The organism is Paracoccus panacisoli, from assembly GCF_042435015.1.
GTDB classification, from domain to species: domain Bacteria; phylum Pseudomonadota; class Alphaproteobacteria; order Rhodobacterales; family Rhodobacteraceae; genus Paracoccus; species Paracoccus panacisoli.
The window spans coordinates 16774-35391 of the sequence record NZ_JBHMQU010000046.1 but is presented as its reverse complement, the minus strand read 5'-3'; the positions used below and the strand labels follow the sequence as shown (position 1 = coordinate 35391).

General features: G+C 71.9%; 15 protein-coding genes and 1 pseudogene. 6 read left to right on the top strand and 10 right to left on the bottom strand.

The window, feature by feature from the left end:
* Positions 1–1392, top strand: coding sequence for a dihydrolipoyl dehydrogenase (gene lpdA, locus ACFHYO_RS09865; RefSeq protein ID WP_394320103.1), 1392 nt, complete (start codon positions 1–3; stop codon positions 1390–1392).
* Positions 1393–1659: 267 nt separating this feature from the next.
* Here lpdA and ACFHYO_RS09860 read toward each other — a convergent pair whose 3' ends face one another.
* From ACFHYO_RS09860 to obgE, 3 genes are read right to left on the bottom strand one after another with little or no spacing between them, the layout of a single operon-like run.
* Positions 1660–2340 carry a GNAT family N-acetyltransferase gene (locus tag ACFHYO_RS09860; protein ID WP_394320101.1) on the bottom strand — a complete coding sequence of 227 codons (681 nt, stop codon included), beginning with the start codon at positions 2338–2340 and terminating at the stop codon, positions 1660–1662.
* A gap of 2 nt (positions 2341–2342) precedes the next feature.
* On the bottom strand, positions 2343–3458 hold the full coding sequence (gene proB / locus ACFHYO_RS09855; protein ID WP_168783948.1) for a glutamate 5-kinase: 1116 nt from the start codon (positions 3456–3458) through the stop codon (positions 2343–2345).
* 44 nt (positions 3459–3502) lie between these two features.
* On the bottom strand, positions 3503–4531 hold the full coding sequence (gene obgE, locus ACFHYO_RS09850; protein WP_394320099.1) for a GTPase ObgE: 1029 nt from the start codon (positions 4529–4531) through the stop codon (positions 3503–3505).
* 186 nt (positions 4532–4717) lie between these two features.
* Between obgE and ACFHYO_RS09845 the strand changes: the two genes are divergently transcribed.
* The 5 genes from ACFHYO_RS09845 (at position 4718) to ACFHYO_RS09825 (ending at position 9662) form a co-directional block, all read left to right on the top strand.
* Positions 4718–6139 carry a protein adenylyltransferase SelO gene (locus ACFHYO_RS09845; RefSeq protein WP_394320097.1) on the top strand — a complete coding sequence of 474 codons (1422 nt, stop codon included), beginning with the start codon at positions 4718–4720 and terminating at the stop codon, positions 6137–6139.
* Between the two features lie 101 nt (positions 6140–6240).
* A complete protein-coding gene (locus tag ACFHYO_RS09840; RefSeq protein ID WP_394320095.1) occupies positions 6241–6951 on the top strand; it encodes an endonuclease/exonuclease/phosphatase family protein in 711 nt (236 codons plus the stop codon).
* A gap of 61 nt (positions 6952–7012) precedes the next feature.
* Positions 7013–8290, top strand: coding sequence for a phosphopyruvate hydratase (gene eno / locus ACFHYO_RS09835; protein WP_394320093.1), 1278 nt, complete (start codon positions 7013–7015; stop codon positions 8288–8290).
* A 317-nt stretch (positions 8291–8607) separates the two neighbouring features.
* A complete protein-coding gene (locus tag ACFHYO_RS09830) occupies positions 8608–9003 on the top strand; it encodes a DUF983 domain-containing protein (RefSeq protein ID WP_394320278.1) in 396 nt (131 codons plus the stop codon).
* Entirely contained in the window at positions 9000–9662 is a 663-nt protein-coding gene (locus ACFHYO_RS09825) for an NUDIX hydrolase (RefSeq protein WP_394320091.1), read from the top strand. The genes ACFHYO_RS09830 and ACFHYO_RS09825 overlap by 4 nt, the downstream gene beginning before the upstream one ends.
* On the opposite strand, the gene ACFHYO_RS09820 is transcribed toward ACFHYO_RS09825, so the two are convergent.
* The 7 genes and pseudogenes from ACFHYO_RS09820 to ACFHYO_RS09790 form a co-directional block, all read right to left on the bottom strand.
* The gene (locus tag ACFHYO_RS09820) at positions 9650–10117 is read right to left on the bottom strand and encodes a cytochrome c-type biogenesis protein (protein ID WP_156113586.1); all 468 of its coding nucleotides are present in this window, start codon (positions 10115–10117) and stop codon (positions 9650–9652) included. The two genes, ACFHYO_RS09825 and ACFHYO_RS09820, sit on opposite strands and share 13 nt — an antisense overlap.
* 8 nt (positions 10118–10125) lie before the next feature.
* Positions 10126–12084 (bottom strand): heme lyase CcmF/NrfE family subunit, encoded by a 1959-nt coding sequence (locus ACFHYO_RS09815; protein ID WP_394320089.1) that lies wholly within the window; start codon positions 12082–12084, stop codon positions 10126–10128.
* 464 nt (positions 12085–12548) lie between these two features.
* Positions 12549–12923: pseudogene (locus tag ACFHYO_RS09810) on the bottom strand (holin family protein); the annotation flags it as partial.
* The gene (locus ACFHYO_RS09805; RefSeq protein ID WP_394320087.1) at positions 12914–13525 is read right to left on the bottom strand and encodes a holin-associated N-acetylmuramidase; all 612 of its coding nucleotides are present in this window, start codon (positions 13523–13525) and stop codon (positions 12914–12916) included. The gene ACFHYO_RS09805 and the pseudogene ACFHYO_RS09810, both read right to left, overlap by 10 nt.
* 91 nt (positions 13526–13616) lie before the next feature.
* Positions 13617–14060, bottom strand: a complete 444-nt coding sequence (gene ccmE, locus ACFHYO_RS09800; protein WP_036702959.1) for a cytochrome c maturation protein CcmE — start codon at positions 14058–14060, stop codon at positions 13617–13619.
* Between the two features lie 18 nt (positions 14061–14078).
* Complete coding sequence (locus tag ACFHYO_RS09795) at positions 14079–14891, bottom strand: glutamate racemase (protein ID WP_036709251.1); 813 nt, start codon at positions 14889–14891, stop codon at positions 14079–14081.
* Positions 14892–15066: 175 nt separating this feature from the next.
* The gene (locus ACFHYO_RS09790) at positions 15067–18480 is read right to left on the bottom strand and encodes an indolepyruvate ferredoxin oxidoreductase family protein (RefSeq protein WP_394320085.1); all 3414 of its coding nucleotides are present in this window, start codon (positions 18478–18480) and stop codon (positions 15067–15069) included.
* Between the last annotated feature and the right edge of the window lie 138 nt (positions 18481–18618).

The following is an 18618-nucleotide window of genomic DNA, read 5'->3' as shown; positions in this document are numbered from 1 at the left end:
ATGGCGCAGCAATTCGACGTGGTGGTGATCGGCGCCGGACCCGGCGGCTATGTGGCGGCGATCCGCGCCGCGCAGCTCGGGCTGTCGGTCGCCTGCGTCGAACGCGAGCATCTGGGCGGCATCTGCCTCAACTGGGGCTGCATCCCGACCAAGGCGCTGCTGCGCTCGGCTGAAGTGTTCCACATGATGGAACGGGCCAAGGACTACGGGCTGAAGGCCGGGGACGTGGGCTTCGACCTCGACGCGGTGGTGGCGCGCTCGCGCGGGGTGGCCAAGCAGCTGTCGGGCGGCGTCGGGCACCTGCTCAAGAAGAACAAGGTCACCGTGATCATGGGCGAGGCGACGCTGACCGCCCCCGGAAAGCTGAGCATCAAGACCGACAAGGGCACCGACGAGATCACCGGCAAGGCGATCATCCTCGCCACCGGGGCGCGGGCGCGCGAGTTGCCGGGGCTCGAGGCGGATGGCGATCTGGTCTGGACCTACAAGCACGCGCTGGTGCCGAAGCGGATGCCGAAAAAGCTGCTGGTGATCGGCTCGGGCGCGATCGGGATCGAGTTCGCGTCGTTCTTCAACACGCTCGGCGCCGAGACCACGGTGGTCGAGGTGATGGACCGGGTGCTGCCGGTCGAGGACGCCGAGATCAGCGGCATCGCCAAGAAGCAGTTCGTCAAGCAGGGCATGACGATCCTGGAAAAGGCGACAGTCAAGAAGCTCGACCGCAAGGGCGGCACGGTGACCGCCCATATCGAGACCGGCGGCAAGACCGAGACGCGGGATTTCGACACGGTGATCTCGGCCGTGGGGATCGTCGGCAACGTCGAGGGGCTGGGGCTGGAAAAGCTGGGCGTCAAAGTCGACCGCACCCATGTGGTGACCGACGACTACTGCCGGACGGGGGTCGAGGGGCTCTATGCCATCGGCGACGTGGCGGGCGCGCCGTGGCTTGCCCACAAGGCCAGCCACGAGGGGGTGATGGTCGCCGAACTCATCGCCGGCCAGCACGCCCACCCGTGCAAGGCCACCAACATCCCCGGCTGCACCTATTGCCAGCCGCAGGTGGCCTCGGTCGGCCTGACCGAAGAGAAGGCCAAGGCCGCCGGGCACGAGGTCAAGGTCGGCCGCTTCCCCTTCATCGGCAACGGCAAGGCCATCGCGCTGGGTGAGCCCGAGGGCCTGGTCAAGACGGTCTTCGACGCCAAGACCGGCGAGCTTCTGGGCGCCCACATGGTCGGCGCCGAGGTCACCGAGCTGATCCAGGGCTACGTCATCGGCAAGACCGCCGAGCTGACCGAGGAAGACTTCATGCACACCGTCTTCGCCCATCCGACGCTGAGCGAGATGATGCACGAGTCGGTGCTGAGCGCCTACGGGCGGGCGATCCATTTCTGAGCCAACGGCGCCCCGGACGCCGGCCGCGCCGGCGCGGCCGGGCGGCGGAGGGCCTTGGGCCGTAGCGCCACGGGCCACGGGCCGCAGGGCGGCTAGGGCCACCGGACGCGTGGCAATGGGCCGCAGGGCCACCGGACGCGTGGCAATAGGCCGCAGGGCCACCGGACGCGTGGCCATGCGCCGCAGGGCCGCAGGACCACCAGCCGCAGGGCTGCGGGCCACGTCGTCAGGGCCACGGGCCGTTGGGCCACGGGCAGGGCCACGGAGTCACGGCCACGGCGTCAGGGGTCGTCGTGCCAACCGCGCCTGACCGTCGGCGCTGACGGCGGGGACGGCACTCTGGCCGATCCCCCGACGCAAGCCCCCCCGCGGCGCGGCCCCTATTCCCCGGCGCGGCGCCCTACCAGAGCGCGGGATCGGCGAGCGGCGCGGCGCAGCGGCTCGTGCCCCGCAAGAGCGGAAATGCGCCCGACGCCTCGCCCCGGGCGGCCGACCGAGCCACCCCTGCGGCATGGACAAGGGAAACGGCGGGGACGTCTCGCGTGGGTCGAGCGGCCGAAACCCCAGCCGGCGGTAGAACGCCGGGTCGCCGTAGGTCAGCACCGCGTCGACGCCCTCGGCGTCCAGCCTGGCCAGCGCCTCGCCGAGCAGCCGCTGGCCGATCCGTTCGCCCTGCCGTCCCGTCATCACCGCCATCGGCGACAGCAGCAGGACCCGCCGCGGGTCGTCCGAGAACGCGAGCGGCGAGAACAGCACCGCCCCCACCAGCGCGTCGCCCTCGCGGGCCAGAAACGCCTTGGCCGGGGGTGCCGGTCCCGCCAGCAGCGCGGCGGCGAGCCGGCCGACTCGCGCGCCCTCGGCGGGGCCTTCGGACGCCGCAAAGCTGTCGTGGATCAGTGACGCGATCTCGCCCGCCGGGTCAGCCGCCTGCCGCGTGACCCGCAGCACCGCTACCGCCCCACCACCATGTCATCCCGGTGAACCAGCGCGGTGCGCGGGGCGTAGCCCAGCAGCGCCTCGATTTCGTCGCTGCGGCGCCCGGCGATCAGCGCCGCGTCGGCGGAATCGTAGCGCACGAGGCCCTGCGCCAGCGCCGCGCCCTCGGGGCCGCGGATCACCACCGGGTCGCCGCGGTGAAAGGCGCCGCTGACCGCCCGCACCCCGGCCGGCAGAAGCGAGCGCCCCTGCCCCAGCGCCCGCGCGGCGCCCTCGTCCACGACCAGCTCGCCCCGCGGCTTCATCGCCGCGATCCAGCGCTTGCGCGCCGCCTGCGGATCGCCCTCGGGCAGGAACCACGTCACCCGCGCGCCGGACGCCACCGCCGACAGCGGCCGCAGCACCGAGCCCTCGGCAATCGCCATCGCGCAGCCGCCTGCGACCGCGGTGCGTGCGGCCATCAGCTTGGTCTTCATCCCGCCCTTCGACAAACCCGAGACGGGATCGCCGCCCATCGCCTCGATCTCGGCCGTCAGATGCGCGACCACCGGCAGGTGCCGGGCCGCGGGGTCCGTCTTGGGGTTCGCGGTGTAGAGCCCGTCCACGTCCGACAAGAGCAGCAACTGGTCCGCCCCGCAGGTCACCGCGATCTGCGCCGCCAGCCGGTCGTTGTCGCCATAGCGGATCTCGTCGGTCGCCACCGTGTCGTTCTCGTTCACGATCGGCACCACGCCGAGGCTCAAGAGCGTCTGCATGGTCGCCCGGCTGTTGAGATAGCGGCGGCGGTTCTCGGTATCCTCGAGCGTCACCAGCACCTGCGCGGTGGTGACGCCGTGCGGGGCCAGCATCTCCTCATAGGCGCGGGCGAGGCGGATCTGCCCCACCGCCGCCGAGGCCTGGGCCTGCTCCAGCGTCAGCGCGCCGGCGGGCAGGCCCAGCACCCGGCGCCCGAGCGCGATCGAGCCCGACGACACCAGCACCACGTCCGCGCCGCGCCGCCGCCAGTCGGCCACGTCGTCGCAGAGCCCGCGCAGCCAGTCCGTCCGCAGCCCCTCGGCCCCGACGAGCAGCGCCGAGCCAATCTTGACCACCAGCCGCCGCGCGGCGGCGATGTCCGGGGTGGCGGGCATGGGCGAAGCAGGCATGGCGGTCTCTGGCATGGCAATCGCGGCCCTCACGGCTGCCACGTCGTCCGGGGGGCTGCGACCGGGGCGCGGGTCGGCTCGATCGCGGTCCAGAGCGCGCGCAGCACCTCGGTCACGCCCTGACGCGAGACGCCGGACATGACCATGACCGGCCCGCCGATCTCGGCCTCGAGCGCGGCGCGCCGCTCGGCCAGCGTGTCGGCGTCCAAGGCATCGGCCTTGTTCAGCACGGTGATCCGCGGCTTGGCCGCCAGCACCTCGGAATAGGCCTCGAGCTCGGTCAGGATCGTGCGCGCGTCCGCCGCCACGTCCTCGGCGGTGCCGTCGACAAGGTGCAGCAGCACCGCGCAGCGCTCGACATGGCCGAGGAACTGGTCGCCGAGACCCCGGCCCTCGCTCGCGCCCTCGATCAGGCCCGGAATGTCGGCCATGACGAACTCGTGCCCGTCCACGCCGACCACGCCCAGGTTCGGGACCAGCGTGGTGAAGGGATAGTCGGCGATCTTCGGCCGCGCGTTCGACACCGCGGCGAGGAAGGTCGACTTGCCCGCGTTCGGCAGCCCCACCAGCCCCGCGTCGGCGATCAGCTTGAGCCGCAGCCACAGCGTCCGCTCGACCCCCGGCAGGCCGGGGTTGGCGTGCCGCGGCGCGCGGTTGGTCGAGGATTTGAAGTGCAGGTTCCCGAACCCCCCGTTGCCGCCCTTGGCGAGCAGCACCCGCTGGCCGGGCTCGGTCAGGTCGGCGACCACCGTCTCCTGGTCCTCGTCGAGGATCTCGGTCCCGGCCGGAACCTTCAGCACGATGTCGTCGCCCGAGGCGCCGGTCATCTGGCTGCCCATGCCGTGCTGGCCCGAGCGGGCGAAGAAATGCTGCTGGTAACGGAAATCGATCAGCGTGTTCAGCCCCTCGACCGCCTCGGCCCAGACATCCCCGCCGCGGCCGCCGTCACCGCCATCCGGGCCACCGTATTCGATGAACTTCTCGCGCCGGAACGAGACGCAGCCCGAACCGCCGCCGCCCGAGCGGATATAGACCTTGGCGAGATCGAGGAACTTCATGGCGCGGTCTTTCCTGCGGGCGGATGGGGCGGGTCGAGGGGGCGGGGCAAGGCGCAGGGATACGCCGCCCCGCCCCGCGCCGCAAGCGCGCCGCCCGCGCGGCCGCCGGGCGCCGTCGGCCACAGGCCCTGCGCCACCGCGCGGCGCGGCCTTTCAATTCCCGCGACCCGTGCCCACATCCGCTTGATGAGCACCCCATCCGCACCCCAGTTCGACAACTCCTACGCCCGCCTCGGGCCGGGGTTCTTCAGCCGCACGCCGCCGACGCCGGTGCGCGGTCCCGGGCTCGTCGCCGTCAACCGGCCGCTGGCGGCGCGGATGGGCCTCGACCCCGACTGGCTCGAGAGCGAGGCGGGGCTGGCCATGCTCGCCGGCAACGCCGTCCCGCCGGGGGCCGAGCCGATCGCCCAAGCCTACGCCGGGCACCAGTTCGGCGGCCTCTCACCGCAGCTCGGCGACGGGCGGGCGGTGCTGATGGGCGAGGTCGTGGCCCCCGACGGGGTGCGGTTCGACCTGCAGCTCAAGGGCTCGGGCCCGACGCCCTTCTCGCGCCGCGGCGACGGGCGGGCGTGGCTCGGCCCGGTCCTGCGCGAGTTCCTGCTGTCCGAGTTCATGGCCGCCGTGGGCGTGCCCACCACCCGCGCGCTGGCCGCCGTCACCACCGGCGAGACGGTCTGGCGCGAAAGCCCCCTGCCCGGTGCGGTGCTGACCCGGGTCGCGCAGAGCCACATCCGCGTCGGCACCTTCGAGTTCTTCGCGATCCGCGGCGACCTCGACCGCCTGCGTGCGCTGACCGAGCACGCCATCGCCCGCCACTACCCCGACGCCGGCGACGCGGCGGGGCTGTTGCGCGCCGTGGTCGCCGCGCAGGCCGAGACGGTCGCGCAGTGGATGGCGCTCGGGTTCGTGCACGGGGTGATGAACACCGACAACATGGCCGTCTCGGGCGAGACCATCGACTACGGCCCCGCGGCCTTCCTCGACGGCTATCACCCGGACACGAAGTTTTCGGCCATCGACCGGGGCGGCCGCTACGCCTATGCCGAACAGCCCCATGTCGCGGTCTGGAACCTCGCGCAGCTGGCCAGCTGCCTGATCCCGCTGATGGGCGCCGACACCGACGCCGCGGTGGCCGAGGCGACCGCGATCGTCCACGGCTTCCCGCCGCTCTACGACGCCGCCTGGTTGCGCCGATTCGGCGCGAAGCTCGGCCTCACCGAAGCCGACGAGGCCGCACGCCCGCTGATCGAGCGGCTGCTGCGGCTGATGGCGACCAACCGGGCGGATTTCACCCGCGTGTTCCGCGGCCTGGTGGACGGCACGGCGGCCGACGAGTTCCTTGACCCCGCGCCGTTCCGGGACTGGCAGCGCGACTGGCAGGCGCTTGGCCCCGACCTGTCGCTGGCCGCTGCCGCGAACCCCGTCCGCATCCCCCGCAACCACCGGGTCCAGCAGGTGATCGACGCGGGCGTGACGGGCGACTTCGCCCCCTTCCACCGGCTCTGGGCGGCGCTCGACGCGCCGTTCGAGGCGCGGGCCGACTGGGACGACCTGAGCCGTGCCCCGCTCGAGACCGAGGCGGTGCGGACGACCTATTGCGGCACCTGATCCCCCCCGACCTCGCGGGCCCGGGTCCGGGCGAGGCGCCCGGCGCCCCGGCTGCGCGCGGCCTCTGGAACTCGGGCGCGCGGCGTGACACTCAGGCGCCCATGACCCGGACCCTGCGCGTCGCCAGCTACAACCTGCACAAGGGCCGCGGCATGGTCGGGCCGCACGCGCCCGAGCGCAATCTTCAGGTCATCGCCGATCTCGACGCCGACATCGTGGCCCTGCAAGAGGTGGACTTCCGCTTCGGCGGCCGCCCCGAGGCGCTGCCGCGCGGGATGATCCGCGAGGCGACGGGCATGGTCCCCGCCCCCCATGTCGCGACCAGCGGCCAGTCGCTCGGCTGGCACGGCCAGACCATCCTGATGCGCCCCGAACTGGCCACGGGCGCCAACGTCCGCCGCCTGCCCCTGCCGGGGATCGAGCCGCGCGGCGCGCTGGCGCTGCGGCTGGCGGCGCCCGATGCGCGCGGCCTGACGGTGATCGTGATGCACCTCGGGCTTGCGCGCTCGTCGCGCCGCGCGCAGCTCGCGCGGCTGATCGCCAAGGCGGTGCGGATCAGCGGGCAGGATTTCGTCATGACCGGCGACTTCAACGAATGGCACGACGACCGCGGGCTCGAATCGCTTGCCGGGCTGCAAGTGGTGGCGCCGGGGCCGAGCTGGCCCGCGCCCTGGCCGATGCTGCGCTATGACCGGCTGGCGCTCTCGGCCGGGCTGACGCTGCACGCGAGCGGGGTCCATGACAGCCCCCTGGCGCGCCGCGCCTCGGACCACCTGCCGATCTGGGCGGATATAGCGCTATCAGCGCCCTGACCGGGTTTCCCCGCCCCGCGCCCGGCGCTATGAGACCCGCGACCCAGCACCGGAGCGCGCCATGACCGCCATCATCGACATTTTCGCCCGCGAGATCCTCGACAGCCGCGGCAACCCGACCGTCGAGGTCGACGTGACCCTCGAGGACGGCACCATGGGCCGCGCGGCGGTGCCCTCGGGCGCCTCGACCGGGGCGCATGAGGCGGTCGAAAAGCGCGACGGCGACAAGAGCCGCTATCTCGGCAAGGGCGTGCTCGAGGCGGTGGCCGCCGTCAACGGCGAGCTCAGCGAGGCGCTGATCGGCGAGGACGCGACCGAGCAGCTCGCCATCGATGCGCTGATGATCGAGCTGGACGGCACCCCGAACAAGTCCCGCCTCGGCGCCAACGCCATCCTCGGCGTGTCGCTGGCGGTCGCCAAGGCCGCGGCCGAGGCCTCGGCCCTGCCGCTCTACCGCTATGTCGGCGGCGCGGGGGCGCGGCTGCTGCCGGTGCCGATGATGAACATCATCAACGGCGGCGAGCACGCCGACAACCCGATCGACATCCAGGAATTCATGATCATGCCGGTCAGCGCGGAATCGATCCGCGACGCGATCCGCATGGGCTCCGAAGTGTTCCACACGCTGAAGAAGGAACTCTCGGCGGCGGGTCTCGCCACCGGCGTCGGCGACGAGGGCGGCTTCGCGCCGAACCTCTCCTCGACCCGCGACGCGCTCGACTTCATCCTGCGCTCGGTCGAGAAGGCGGGCTACCAGCCCGGCGAGGACATCATGCTGGCGCTCGACTGCGCCTCGACCGAGTATTTCAAGGGCGGCAAGTACGAGATCAGCGGCGAGGGGCTGTCGCTGACCCCGGCCGAGAACGTCGAGTATCTGGCCAGGCTCTGCGCCGACTACCCGATCCTGTCGATCGAGGACGGCTGCTCCGAGGACGACTGGGACGGCTGGAAGCTTCTGACCGAGCGGCTCGGCGGCACGGTGCAGCTCGTCGGCGACGACCTGTTCGTGACCAACCCGGCGCGTCTGGCCGAGGGGATCGCGCGCGGCTGCGGCAACTCGCTGCTCGTCAAGGTGAACCAGATCGGCACGCTCAGCGAGACGCTGGACGCGGTGCGGATGGCCGATCGCGCCGGCTTCACCTCGGTGATGAGCCACCGCTCGGGCGAGACCGAGGATTCGACCATCGCCGACCTCGCCGTGGCGACCAACTGCGGCCAGATCAAGACCGGCAGCCTCGCGCGGTCGGACCGGCTGGCGAAGTACAACCATCTGATCCGCATCGAGGAAATGCTGGGCGCGACGGCCGAATACGCCGGCCGCTCGATCCTGCGCAGCTGATCACGCCGCGGGGGGGGGAGCGCTGCCCCCCACGCCGTGCCCACGAGACCGCCCGACCGGGCGGCTCGGTTACTCATCCCCCCTCGGGCTGGACCCAAATATCCCGCGGGGGTGCGGGGGCGCGAAGCCCCCGCGGGCCGTGCGCCGCCGCCGCGCACCGCACCCGCCCGCAGATTTGTCCCGCCCCCCGGTGGCGCCCGCCGGCGCGAGTGCCTATCTTGGCAGCAACCCCATAGCTGCGAAGGGCACCTGCCGTGACCCAATCCATTGCCACCACCCCCGCCCTCCCCAACCCGCCCCGCTCGGTCGGCGAGGCGATGAAGCGCGGCGCGCTCGGGCGCTGCCCGGCCTGCGGCGAGGCGCGGATGATGCAGGGCTACCTGACGGTGCGCGCCACCTGCCCGAACTGCGGCGAGGTCCTGCACCACCACCGCGCCGACGACGGGCCGGCCTATTTCACCATCCTCGTCGTCTCGCATCTGGCGGCGCCGCTGCTGCTGCTGATCTATACCCTCTACCGCCCCTCGACCGAGGTGCTGATCGCGGCCTTCCTCGGCGGCGCGGCGCTGCTGTCGCTGTTGCTGCTGCCGGTGTTCAAGGGCGCCTTCGTCGGGCTGCAATGGGCCAAGCGGATGCACGGCTTCGGCGGCGACGACCCGCATCTCGCCCCCGACCCGCACCACCTGCCCGCGGCGGACGAGGCCGCGCGGTGAGCCTTGCCGACGGCGCGGCACCGGCCGCCGACCTGCCCAAGGACCGCATCCGCGACGCGGCGACGATCATCCTGATCGACCGCGACCGCGCCGATGGACCGGCCGTCCTGATGGGAATGCGCGGATCGGCCGCAGCCTTCATGCCGTCCAAATACGTCTTCCCCGGCGGCGCCGTGGACCCCGAGGATGCCGCTGCCCCCTGCCCCGACGCGCTGTCCGACACCTGCCGCGCCCGGCTTGCCGTCGAGCCGCTGTCCGGCGTCGGCGCCGATGCGCTGGCCCGCGCCGCGCTGCGCGAGATGGTTGAAGAGACCGGGCTCAGCGTCTCACCCAGCGCCGACGATCCGCTGCTGTTCGTCTTCCGCGCCATCACCCCGCCGGGCCGCCCGCGGCGCTTCGACGCGCGGTTCTTTCTCATCGACGCGCGCAACATCACCGGCGACCCCAACGACTTCTCGGCCGCCTGCGACGAGCTGAGCCACCTGCACTGGGTGCCCCTCGCCCAGGCGCGCGAGCTGGAACTGCCCTTCATCACCGAGGTGGTGCTGGCCGAGGTCGCGGCGCTGGTCGCCCGCACCCAGGGGCCGCTCGCCCAGCCCGAGACGGTGCCGTTCTTCGACAACCGCGGCGACGAGCCGCGCTTCGTTCAGCTGTCCTGATCCCTGAGCAGCCGGTCGAGCTGCGCCCGCTCGTCGGCCGACAGCGCCGGGGGCGGCGCCGCCTCGGTCTGCCGCCGGCGCAGGAACAGCCACGCCCCCAGCGCCGCGAGCAGCGCCATCACCGGCCCCGCCCAGTAGAGCAGCAGGTTCGCCCCCTCGGGCTTCGGCTCGAACAGCACGTATTCGCCGAACCGCTGGGTGACGGCCGCGATCACCTCGGCGTCGCTGTCGCCCTCGGTCAGCCGCTCGCGGACATAGAGCCGCAGGTCGCGGCTGATCGGCGCGTTCGATTCGTCGATGTTCTCGCCCTGACAGACCGGGCAGCGCAGCACCTGCCCGATCTGGCGGGCGCGATGCTCGAGCGCGGGGTCGGCCAGCACCTCGTCGGGCTGGACCGCCCAGGCGGCCTGCGCCAGCACCACGGCCAGCATGGCGAGCGTGGCCCTCGCCCCCATCCGCGCCCTCATTCCGCGGCCACCGCGTTGCGCGGCGCGCGCCGGGCTGCCGCCGCGATCCGCCAGCGGCGGTCGGACAGGCTGACCAGCCCCCCCAGCGCCATCAGCCCCGAGCCGAGCCAGATCCAGAAGGCGAAGGGCTTGAGATAGGTCCGCACCGCCCAGCCGCCGCCCTGCTGCGGGTCGCCGATCACCAGATAGATGTCGCCGGTGAAGGCGCTGCGGATCGCCGCCTCGGTCGTCGGCATCGCCTGCACCGGATAGACGCGCTTCTCGGGCGAGAGCACCGCGATCTCGCGCCCGTCGCGCACCACCCGCATGTCGGCCATGGTCGAGACGTAGTTCGGCCCCTGCACCTCGCGCACGTCGATGAGGGTGATGTCGTAGGCGCCGACGCGGAACGTCTCGCCCTCGCGGGCCACGCGGATGTCCTCGACCTGCCAGGCCATCAGCAGGCTGATGCCGACGAAGACGACGCCCAGCCCCGCGTGGGCGATGACGCGGCCCCAGTCGGCGCGCGGCAGGCGCGTCAGCCGGATCGCCTCGCGCCCGGCGCGCTGCCAGATGTCGATCGCGGCGCCGCCGATCAGCCAGGCGCCGAGCGCCGCGCCGATCACCGCCAGCGCCGAGTGTCCCGTCGAGACCGCAAAGACCAGCCCCGCCACCGCCACGGCAAGGATCGCCGCCGGCGCCATCGTGGCCATCGCCCGGCCCAGACGGCCGCGCTTCCACGGCAGGATCGCCCCGATCGGCAGCGCGATCGCCAGCGCCACCATGAAGGGCGTGAAGGCCTGGTTGAAGAACGGCGCCCCGACCGAGAGCTTGCGGTTCCACGCCATCTCCGCGACCAGCGGCCAGATCGTCCCGATGAAGACCACGAACGCCGCCACCGCGAGCAGCAGGTTGTTCAGAAGCAGCGCCCCCTCACGCGAGACCGGGGCGAACACGCCCCGCGCGGTCATGGCGCCGGCGCGCGCGCTGAAGAGCGTCAGCGCGCCCCCCACGAAGGCCGCGAGGATGCCGAGGATGAACACCCCCCGCGTCGGGTCGCTGGCGAAGCTGTGGACCGAGGTGATGACGCCCGAGCGGACGATGAACGTCCCGATCAGCGAGAAGCCGAAGGCGATGATGGCCAGCAGGATGGTCCAGCTTTTCAGCGTCTCGCGCTTTTCGACCACGATGGCCGAGTGCAGCAGCGCGGTCGCCAGCAGCCAGGGCATGAAGCTCGCGTTCTCGACCGGGTCCCAGAACCAGAACCCGCCCCAGCCGAGCTCGTAATAGGCCCACCACGACCCGAGCGCGATGCCGATGGTCAGGAACACCCAGGCGGCCAGCGTCCACGGCCGCACCCAGCGCGCCCAGGCGGCGTCGACGCGCCCCTCGATCAGCGCGGCCACGGCGAAGCTGAACGACATCGAAAGGCCGACATAGCCGAGGTAGAGGAACGGCGGGTGGAAGGCGAGGCCGGGGTCCTGCAGCAGCGGGTTGAGGTCGCGGCCGTCGAAGGCGGGGACCTCCATCCGGGTGAAGGGGTTCGAGGTGAAGATGATGAAGGCGAGGAACGCGGCCCCGATCGCCCCCTGCACCGACAGCACGCGGGCGCGCAGCGCGGGCGGCAGATGCTCGCCGAAGGTCGCGGCCGCCGCCCCGAACAGCGACAGGATGGTGACCCAGAAGAGCATCGAGCCCTCGTGGTTCCCCCACACCCCGGTCACCTTGTAGAGCATCGGCTTGGCCGAGTGGCTGTTCTCGTAGACCAGCGCCACCGAGAAGTCCGAGGTGACGAACGCCACCGTCAGCGCCGCGAAGGCGATGCCGATCAGTCCGAACTGGGCCAGCGCGGCGGGGCGGGCGGCCTCGATCCAGGCGGGCCAGCCGCGGGTCGCCCCGACCATCGGGACGATGGTCTGGAACAGCGCCACGGCGAGCGACAGGATCAGGGCGAAATGACCCAGCTCGGCAATCATGCGAAAAGCCCCCCGGAGAGATACCGGGGGGCAGAGTAGTCCCTGCGCGCCGCGCCGACCAGCCCCGCGCGGCGCGGCGCGGGGTCACAGAGGCGTCACTGTCCGGGCCCGCCGCGCCCCTGCCGGCCTGCGGCCCAGTCCCGCAGCGCGGCGTTGTCGGCAAAGTCGTCCGCCGGGGTCGTCGCCGGGCCGGACGCGGCGGTCGTCGCGGGGCCCGTCGCCGGGGCCGAGGCGACCTCGGGCGTGGCGACCGAGGGCTCGTCCAGCCGCTCCTCGATCTCGGCCTCGACGGTCGCGGCGCCCCCCGCAGGCGCATCGAAGCCCGGCAGTATCGGCGCGCGCCAGTCCTCGGCCGCCGCCGTCCCCGGAATGACCGGCGCCCGCCAGTCCTCGGCTGCCGCGGCCCCCGTCACCCGGGCCCGCACCGTCGCGCGGGGCCAGACCCGGTGGCGAAAGTAATGCGCCTCGCGGGCGCCGAAGTAGAAGCTGACGATCGCCCCCATCAGCCACCAGAGCGGCTCGGGGACCAGCGCCAGCCCCTGCATCCGGGCCGAGAACCCCACCGGCTCGACCATCGCATAGACGAAGAGCCCGATGGTTCCCAGCGTCAGCAGCGGGCGCGGCAGCCGGTTCAGCCCGTTCATCAGCGCGTCGAACCAGTGCGTGCCGGCGCCCGCGAACTCGGCCTGGTGCTCGGCGATGGCGCGGGCATAGGCCTCCTCGTCCAGTTCCATCCGGCGGGTGGCGCTGGGGGTGAGGATCTGGGCCATGCCGCTTGCGGCATTGCCCACGGCGGTCACGGTGGCACCGGCGCCGAGGAAACGGTCGATCATGCCCATCGGGCGGTCCTTTCGCGGTGCTCTGCGGCGGTGAGGTGATAGCGCGGGGCGATGAAGGCCTCGGCGCGGGTGATCCAGCCGCCCTTGCCGCCGTCGCGGCGGCGGGCGAACTTGCGGCTGGCCGGGCGCGCGTCGGCCAGCGCGTAGTAATAGTTGCGCCGGGCGATGCCGTAGGCGTCGGCCAGATGCGCCGGGGCGGCGGCGGCCGCAGCCGCGGCGGCGGCGATGGTGCGCGGCCCCACCACCCCGTCGTCGGCGCAGGCAAACCCCATCCGCGACACCAGCCGCTGCAGCAGCCGCACCGCCTGCGCGCCCGCGTTCACCTGCATGTCGAAGACGCTCGCCTGCACCAGCGTCGGCAGCCGGTCGAGGCGCGGCGCGCGGAAGTAATGCTCGACGTAGATCCGCGCCGCGTCGCGGGCCGAGAGCGCCCGCACATCCGCCCGGTCGATCCGCCCGTCCCCCGTCAGGTCGCGCCCGAGCCGGCGCAGCGTGCCGAGCGTCACCCCGTGGTTAGTCGCGCCGCCCGGGTCGTCGGGGTCATCGACATACCCCCCCTCGCGCGCGACGATCTCTGCCGCGATCTCCTCGACCGTCTGCATCCCCGGCCCCCCTTTTCGCCCGATCCGAGGCGGAAAGGTTGCGCGGGGGCGTTAAGGGGCCGTTAACCAGCCGCGCGTTGCCGGCGGCGGGTCAGCTGTTCGGCGGCTGGTAGACGCCCTGCTCCTTGAGCGAATCGGCGACTTCCTTGGGCATATAGTTCTCGTCGTGCTTGGCGAGGATCTCGCTCGCCACGAAGGTGCCGTTCTGCATCGAGCCGGTGGCGATCATCCCGGCATTCTCGGCGAAGAGGTCGGGCAACACGCCCTCGAACCGCACCGGCACGGTGGCGCCGCCGTCGGTCACAGCAAAGGTGATCACGTGGCCGTCGCCGCGCTTGAGCGTGCCCTGCTCGACCAGCCCGCCGAGCCGGAACACCTCGTCGGGGTCGGGGTGGAACTCGGCCAGCTGGCTCGGCGAGCGGTAGAGGTTGATCCCGTCGCGGAACCCGTAGCCGATCAGCGCGACCGCCAGCACCAGCGCCACGGCGGCGGCCGCGAGGATCTGGATGCGGCGCTTTTTCTTGAGGGATTTCATGTCACTCTCCTCGCTTTCTCAGGCCGCTTCGAAGTGGATCGGATGACGCAGGAACTGCGTCGCCTTGGCCGTCACGCGGGCCGGATCGCCGGTGGTCAGGAACCGCGACCGGGTGCCCTCGCCGCGGAACTCGGGCCTGCGGGCAAGATAATCCTCAAGACTTTCAGCCACCAGACCGGCCTGCGAATAGACCTGCACCGAGGGGCCGAGCGCGGCCTGGAACGCGTGCTCCATCAGCGGATAGTGGGTGCAGCCGAGCACCGCGGCCTCGGGGTGCGGCATCCGGCGCTTGAGCGCCTCGACATGGCTCGCGACCAGCGCCTCGGCCAGCATCTCGTCGCCGTCCTCGATCGCGTCGACCACGCCGCCGCAGGGCTGCGCCTCGACGTCGACGCCGATGGCGCGGAACGCGAGCTCGCGCTGGAAGGCGCGGCTTGCCACCGTGGCGGGGGTAGCGAACAGCGCGACGTGCTTGACCGCCACCTCGCGCGGGGGCGAGTTATCGCCCCACTGCCGCTCGGTCAGCGCCTCGATCATCGGGACGAACACGCCCAGCACGCGCTTGCCGGGGGGCAGCCAGGTCTCTTGCATCCGCTTGAGGGCGGCGGCGCTCGCGGTGTTGCAGGCGAGGATCACGAGGTCGCAGCCCTCGGCCCAGAGCCGCTCGACCCCCGCGCAGGTGAGCGCGAAGATGTCGTCGGGGGTGCGGGTGCCGTAAGGGGTGTGCGCGTTGTCGCCCAGATAGACCAGCGGCAGGTCCGGCATCCGCCGCGCAATGGCCTGATGGACGGTCAGGCCCCCCAGCCCCGAATCGAACACGCCGACGGCCATTCCACGCTTCTCCGCTGTTGGTCCGAGGGGGTTTCTAGGCCCTGTGGCCCGCAAACGCCATGACTTCGGTCAGAGCGTGGCCGTCACGCTCGCGTGGGCAGCCGGACCGGAAAGACGCCCGCACGCCGCGCGCGAGGCGTCTTTCCGGCGCAGAGCCCCTTCGGCGGGGCCCGGGCTACTCCGCCGCCATGGCGAGCGGCGGCCGCGCCGGGCGCCCGCCGGCCCGGAACTCGGCCAGCAGCTCGGCCCGCCGTTCGGCAGCCTTGTCGGCGGCGGCGTCCTTGATGAAGCCGTAGCCGCGGATCTGCTGGGGCAGCGCCGCCAGATCGCGCAGCGTCTCGAGCGTCGCGGGCGTCACCTGCGGCAGAAGCTCGCTCATGTCGCGCTCGTACTGCAGGGCCAGCGCCCGCTCACGCCGCCGCTCGCCCTGCCAGCCGAACACGTCGAGCGGCGTGCCGCGCAGGCCCCGCATCCCGGCGAGGATGCGGAACATCGGCAGCATCCACTCGCCGAAGTCGCGCTTCTTCGGCCGGTTGTCGGGGTCCTGCCCGCCGAGGAACGGCGGCGCGAGGTGGAAGGTCAGCTTGGTGTCGCCCTCGAACACCCGCGCGGCGTTCTCGGCGGTGGTCAGGTGCAGCCGCGCGACCTCGTACTCGTCCTTGATCGCGAGCAGGCGGTAGAAGCTGTCGGCCACCGTCTCGCGCAGCTCGGCAGGCGCCAGATCGACGAGCTTCAGGAAGCGCCGCTTCAGGCGCTCGCCCTGATAGCCGACCAGCCGCTGCGCGCGGTAGGCGACCGGATCGACGCGCTCGGGATGGGCGCCCATCGCCTCGGTCTGGGCGGGGTGCAGCGCGGCCCAGCGGCCGATCTGGAAGGCGCGCTTGTTCTCGTCGGCCTTGGCGCCGTTCAGCTCGATCGCCCGCAGGATCGCGGCCTCGCTGAGCGGGATCAGCCCCTGCTGCCAAGCGGCACCGGTCACCACCATGTTGGAATAGATCGAATCGCCCAGATAGCGCTCGGCGAGGCTCTGGGTGTTCAGGAACTCGACCCGCTCGCCCAGCCGCGCCTGCAGCGACAGCTTCAGCCGGTCGCCGGGGACGTGGAAGTCGCGGTTGCGGGTGAACTCGCCGGTGATGATCTCGTGATCGTTGATGACCGCGCCGGTGCGCCCATTGGTCATCAGCCCGAGCGTCCGCGCCCCGGCCGAGACGACCAGATCGCCGCCGATCACAGCGTCCGCCTCGCCCACGGCAACGCGGATGGCGCTGATGTCCTCGGGGCGGTTGGCGAGCCGCAGGTGGATGTGGACCGCCCCGCCCTTCTGGGCGAGGCCCGCCATCTCCATCATCCCCGCCCCCTTGCCGTCGAGCTGAGCGGCCTGCGCCAGCACCGCGCCGATGGTCACGACGCCGGTGCCGCCGACGCCGGTGATGACGATGTTGTGGGTGCCCGCGATCTCGGGCAGGCGCGGCTCGGGCAGCGCCGGCAGGTCCAGCGCCTCGGCCGCCGGGCGGCGCAGCTTGCCGCCCTCGACCGAGACGAAGCTCGGGCAGAAGCCTTTGACGCAGCTATAGTCCTTGTTGCAGCTCGACTGGTCGATGGCGCGCTTGCGGCCCAGCTTGGTGTCGAACGGCACCACCGAGACGCAGTTCGACTGCACCGAGCAGTCGCCGCAGCCCTCGCAGACCTCGGGGTTGATCCAGATGCGCCGGTCCGGGTCGGGAAAGGCGCCTTTCTTCCGGCGCCGGCGCTTTTCGGCCGCGCAGGTCTGGATATAGACGATCGCCGTCACGCCCGGCACCGTCTCAAGCTCTTTCTGCACCGCCATCAGGCTCGCGCGTTCCTCGAAGCGGATGCCCGCCGGGAAGGCCGCGCGGTCCACGACCTCCTTCTCGTCGTGAACGACCACCACCGGCACGCCCAGCGCACGCAGCTCGGCCACGATCTGCGGCGCGGTCAGCTCACCCTCGTTGGGCTGGCCGCCGGTCATCGCCACCGCGTCGTTGAACAGGATCTTGTAGGTGATGTTGGTCCCCGCCGCCTTGGCGGCGCGGATCGCCAGCGACCCCGAGTGGTTGTAGGTGCCATCCCCGAGGTTCTGGAACACGTGCGGCCGGGTCGAGAACGGCGCCTCGCCGATCCAGTTGGCGCCCTCGCCGCCCATCTGGGTGAAGCCGGTCGTCTCGCGGTCCATCCACTGGACCATGTAGTGACAGCCGATCCCCGCATAGGCGCGGCTGCCCTCGGGCAGCTTGGTCGAGGAGTTGTGCGGGCAGCCCGAGCAGAACCACGGCGTCCGCACCGCGATCTCGGGGGCGTTGTCGGCGCGGCGCGACTCGGCGATGCGGCTCAGCGCCGCCTCGATCCGGTCGGTGCGCCGCCCCTCTTCGATGAGGATGCCGCCCAGCATGGCCGCGATCATCACCGGGTCGAGCGCGTAGCGGGTCGGGAACAGCTCGACCTGGCGGCCGTTCTCCCACGTGTCGCCCTTGTGCCAGCCATAGACGCGGCGGCCGCGGCGGTCGTCGAAGATCGCCTCCTTGACCTGCACCTCGATCAGCTTGCGCTTTTCCTCGACCACGATGATCAGGTCGAGACCCTCGGCCCACTCGTGGAAGCTGGTCATGTCCAGCGGCCAGGTCTGGCCGATCTTGTAGGTGGTGATCCCGAGCCGCTCGGCCTCGGCTTCGTCGATGCCCAGCAGCCCCAGCGCGTGCACCACGTCGAGCCAGTTCTTGCCCGCCGCGCAGATGCCGATCTTCGCGCCCGGCTTGCCCCACATCCGCCGATCCATGCGGTTGGCGCGGCTGAACGCCTCGGCCGCGAAGCGCTTGTAGTCGATCATCCGCGCCTCTTGCGCGACCGGCGTGTCGCCGAGGCGGATGTTCAGCCCGCCCTCGGGCATGACGAAATCCTGCGGCGTCACGAACTTGAGGCGGAAGGGGTCGCCGTCCACGACCGAGGTCGCCTCGACCGTGTCCTTCATCGTCTTGAGCCCGGTCCAGACCCCGGCAAAGCGGCTCAGCGCCCAGCCGTAGAGCCCGTAGTCGAGGATCTCCTGCACCCCCGCGGGCGAGAGCACCGGGATATAGGCGTCGATCATCGCCCAGTCGGACTGGTGCAGCACCGTCGAGCTTTCGCCGGTGTGGTCGTCGCCCATCGCCATGACCACGCCGCCGTGGGGCGAGGTGCCGGCCATGTTGGCGTGGCGCATCACGTCGCCGGTGCGGTCCACGCCGGGGCCCTTGCCGTACCAGAGCGCAAAGACGCCGTCGTACTTGCCCTCACCGCGCAGCTCGGCCTGCTGGCTGCCCCAGATCGCAGTCGCGGCCAGATCCTCGTTCAGCCCCGGCTGGAAGCGGACGTTGGCGGGCCCCAGCAGCTTGCCCGACTTCATCATCTGCAGGTCGACGCCGCCGAGGGGCGAGCCGCGATAGCCGGTGACCAGCCCTGCGGTGTTGAGCCCCGCCGCCTTGTCGCGCGCCGACTGCATCAGCATCAGCCGCACCAGCGCCTGGGTGCCGTTCAAGAGCACGTGGCGGCGGGCCACGTCGAATCGGTCGGCCAGCGAAATATCCTGAACGCTCATCTTGGCTCCTCCCCAGCTCGGACGGCAGGTGGGATTATAGGTCAGAAAAACTGACCGATAAAGTCCTTTGTGCCCGGCGAGCAAAACGATAAGGGTTGCGGAAAATACATGACTGCCATGCGGCCGTGGGCGAGGGAT

Excerpts from the sequence above, each read along its gene's own strand:
- ACFHYO_RS09795 (WP_036709251.1), bottom strand. The coding sequence starts at position 14,891 with ATGGCCGTCGGCGTGTTCGATTCGGGGCTGGGGGGCCTGACCGTCCAT.
- eno (WP_394320093.1), top strand. The coding sequence starts at position 7,013 with ATGACCGCCATCATCGACATTTTCGCCCGCGAGATCCTCGACAGCCGC.
- ACFHYO_RS09790 (WP_394320085.1), bottom strand. The coding sequence starts at position 18,480 with ATGAGCGTTCAGGATATTTCGCTGGCCGACCGATTCGACGTGGCCCGC.
- obgE (WP_394320099.1), bottom strand. The coding sequence starts at position 4,531 with ATGAAGTTCCTCGATCTCGCCAAGGTCTATATCCGCTCGGGCGGCGGC.
- ACFHYO_RS09830 (WP_394320278.1), top strand. The coding sequence starts at position 8,608 with ATGAAGCGCGGCGCGCTCGGGCGCTGCCCGGCCTGCGGCGAGGCGCGG.
- ACFHYO_RS09815 (WP_394320089.1), bottom strand. The coding sequence starts at position 12,084 with ATGATTGCCGAGCTGGGTCATTTCGCCCTGATCCTGTCGCTCGCCGTG.
- lpdA (WP_394320103.1), top strand. The coding sequence starts at position 1 with ATGGCGCAGCAATTCGACGTGGTGGTGATCGGCGCCGGACCCGGCGGC.
- ccmE (WP_036702959.1), bottom strand. The coding sequence starts at position 14,060 with ATGAAATCCCTCAAGAAAAAGCGCCGCATCCAGATCCTCGCGGCCGCC.
- ACFHYO_RS09840 (WP_394320095.1), top strand. The coding sequence starts at position 6,241 with ATGACCCGGACCCTGCGCGTCGCCAGCTACAACCTGCACAAGGGCCGC.
- ACFHYO_RS09805 (WP_394320087.1), bottom strand. The coding sequence starts at position 13,525 with ATGCAGACGGTCGAGGAGATCGCGGCAGAGATCGTCGCGCGCGAGGGG.
- proB (WP_168783948.1), bottom strand. The coding sequence starts at position 3,458 with ATGCCCGCCACCCCGGACATCGCCGCCGCGCGGCGGCTGGTGGTCAAG.
- ACFHYO_RS09820 (WP_156113586.1), bottom strand. The coding sequence starts at position 10,117 with ATGGGGGCGAGGGCCACGCTCGCCATGCTGGCCGTGGTGCTGGCGCAG.
- ACFHYO_RS09845 (WP_394320097.1), top strand. The coding sequence starts at position 4,718 with ATGAGCACCCCATCCGCACCCCAGTTCGACAACTCCTACGCCCGCCTC.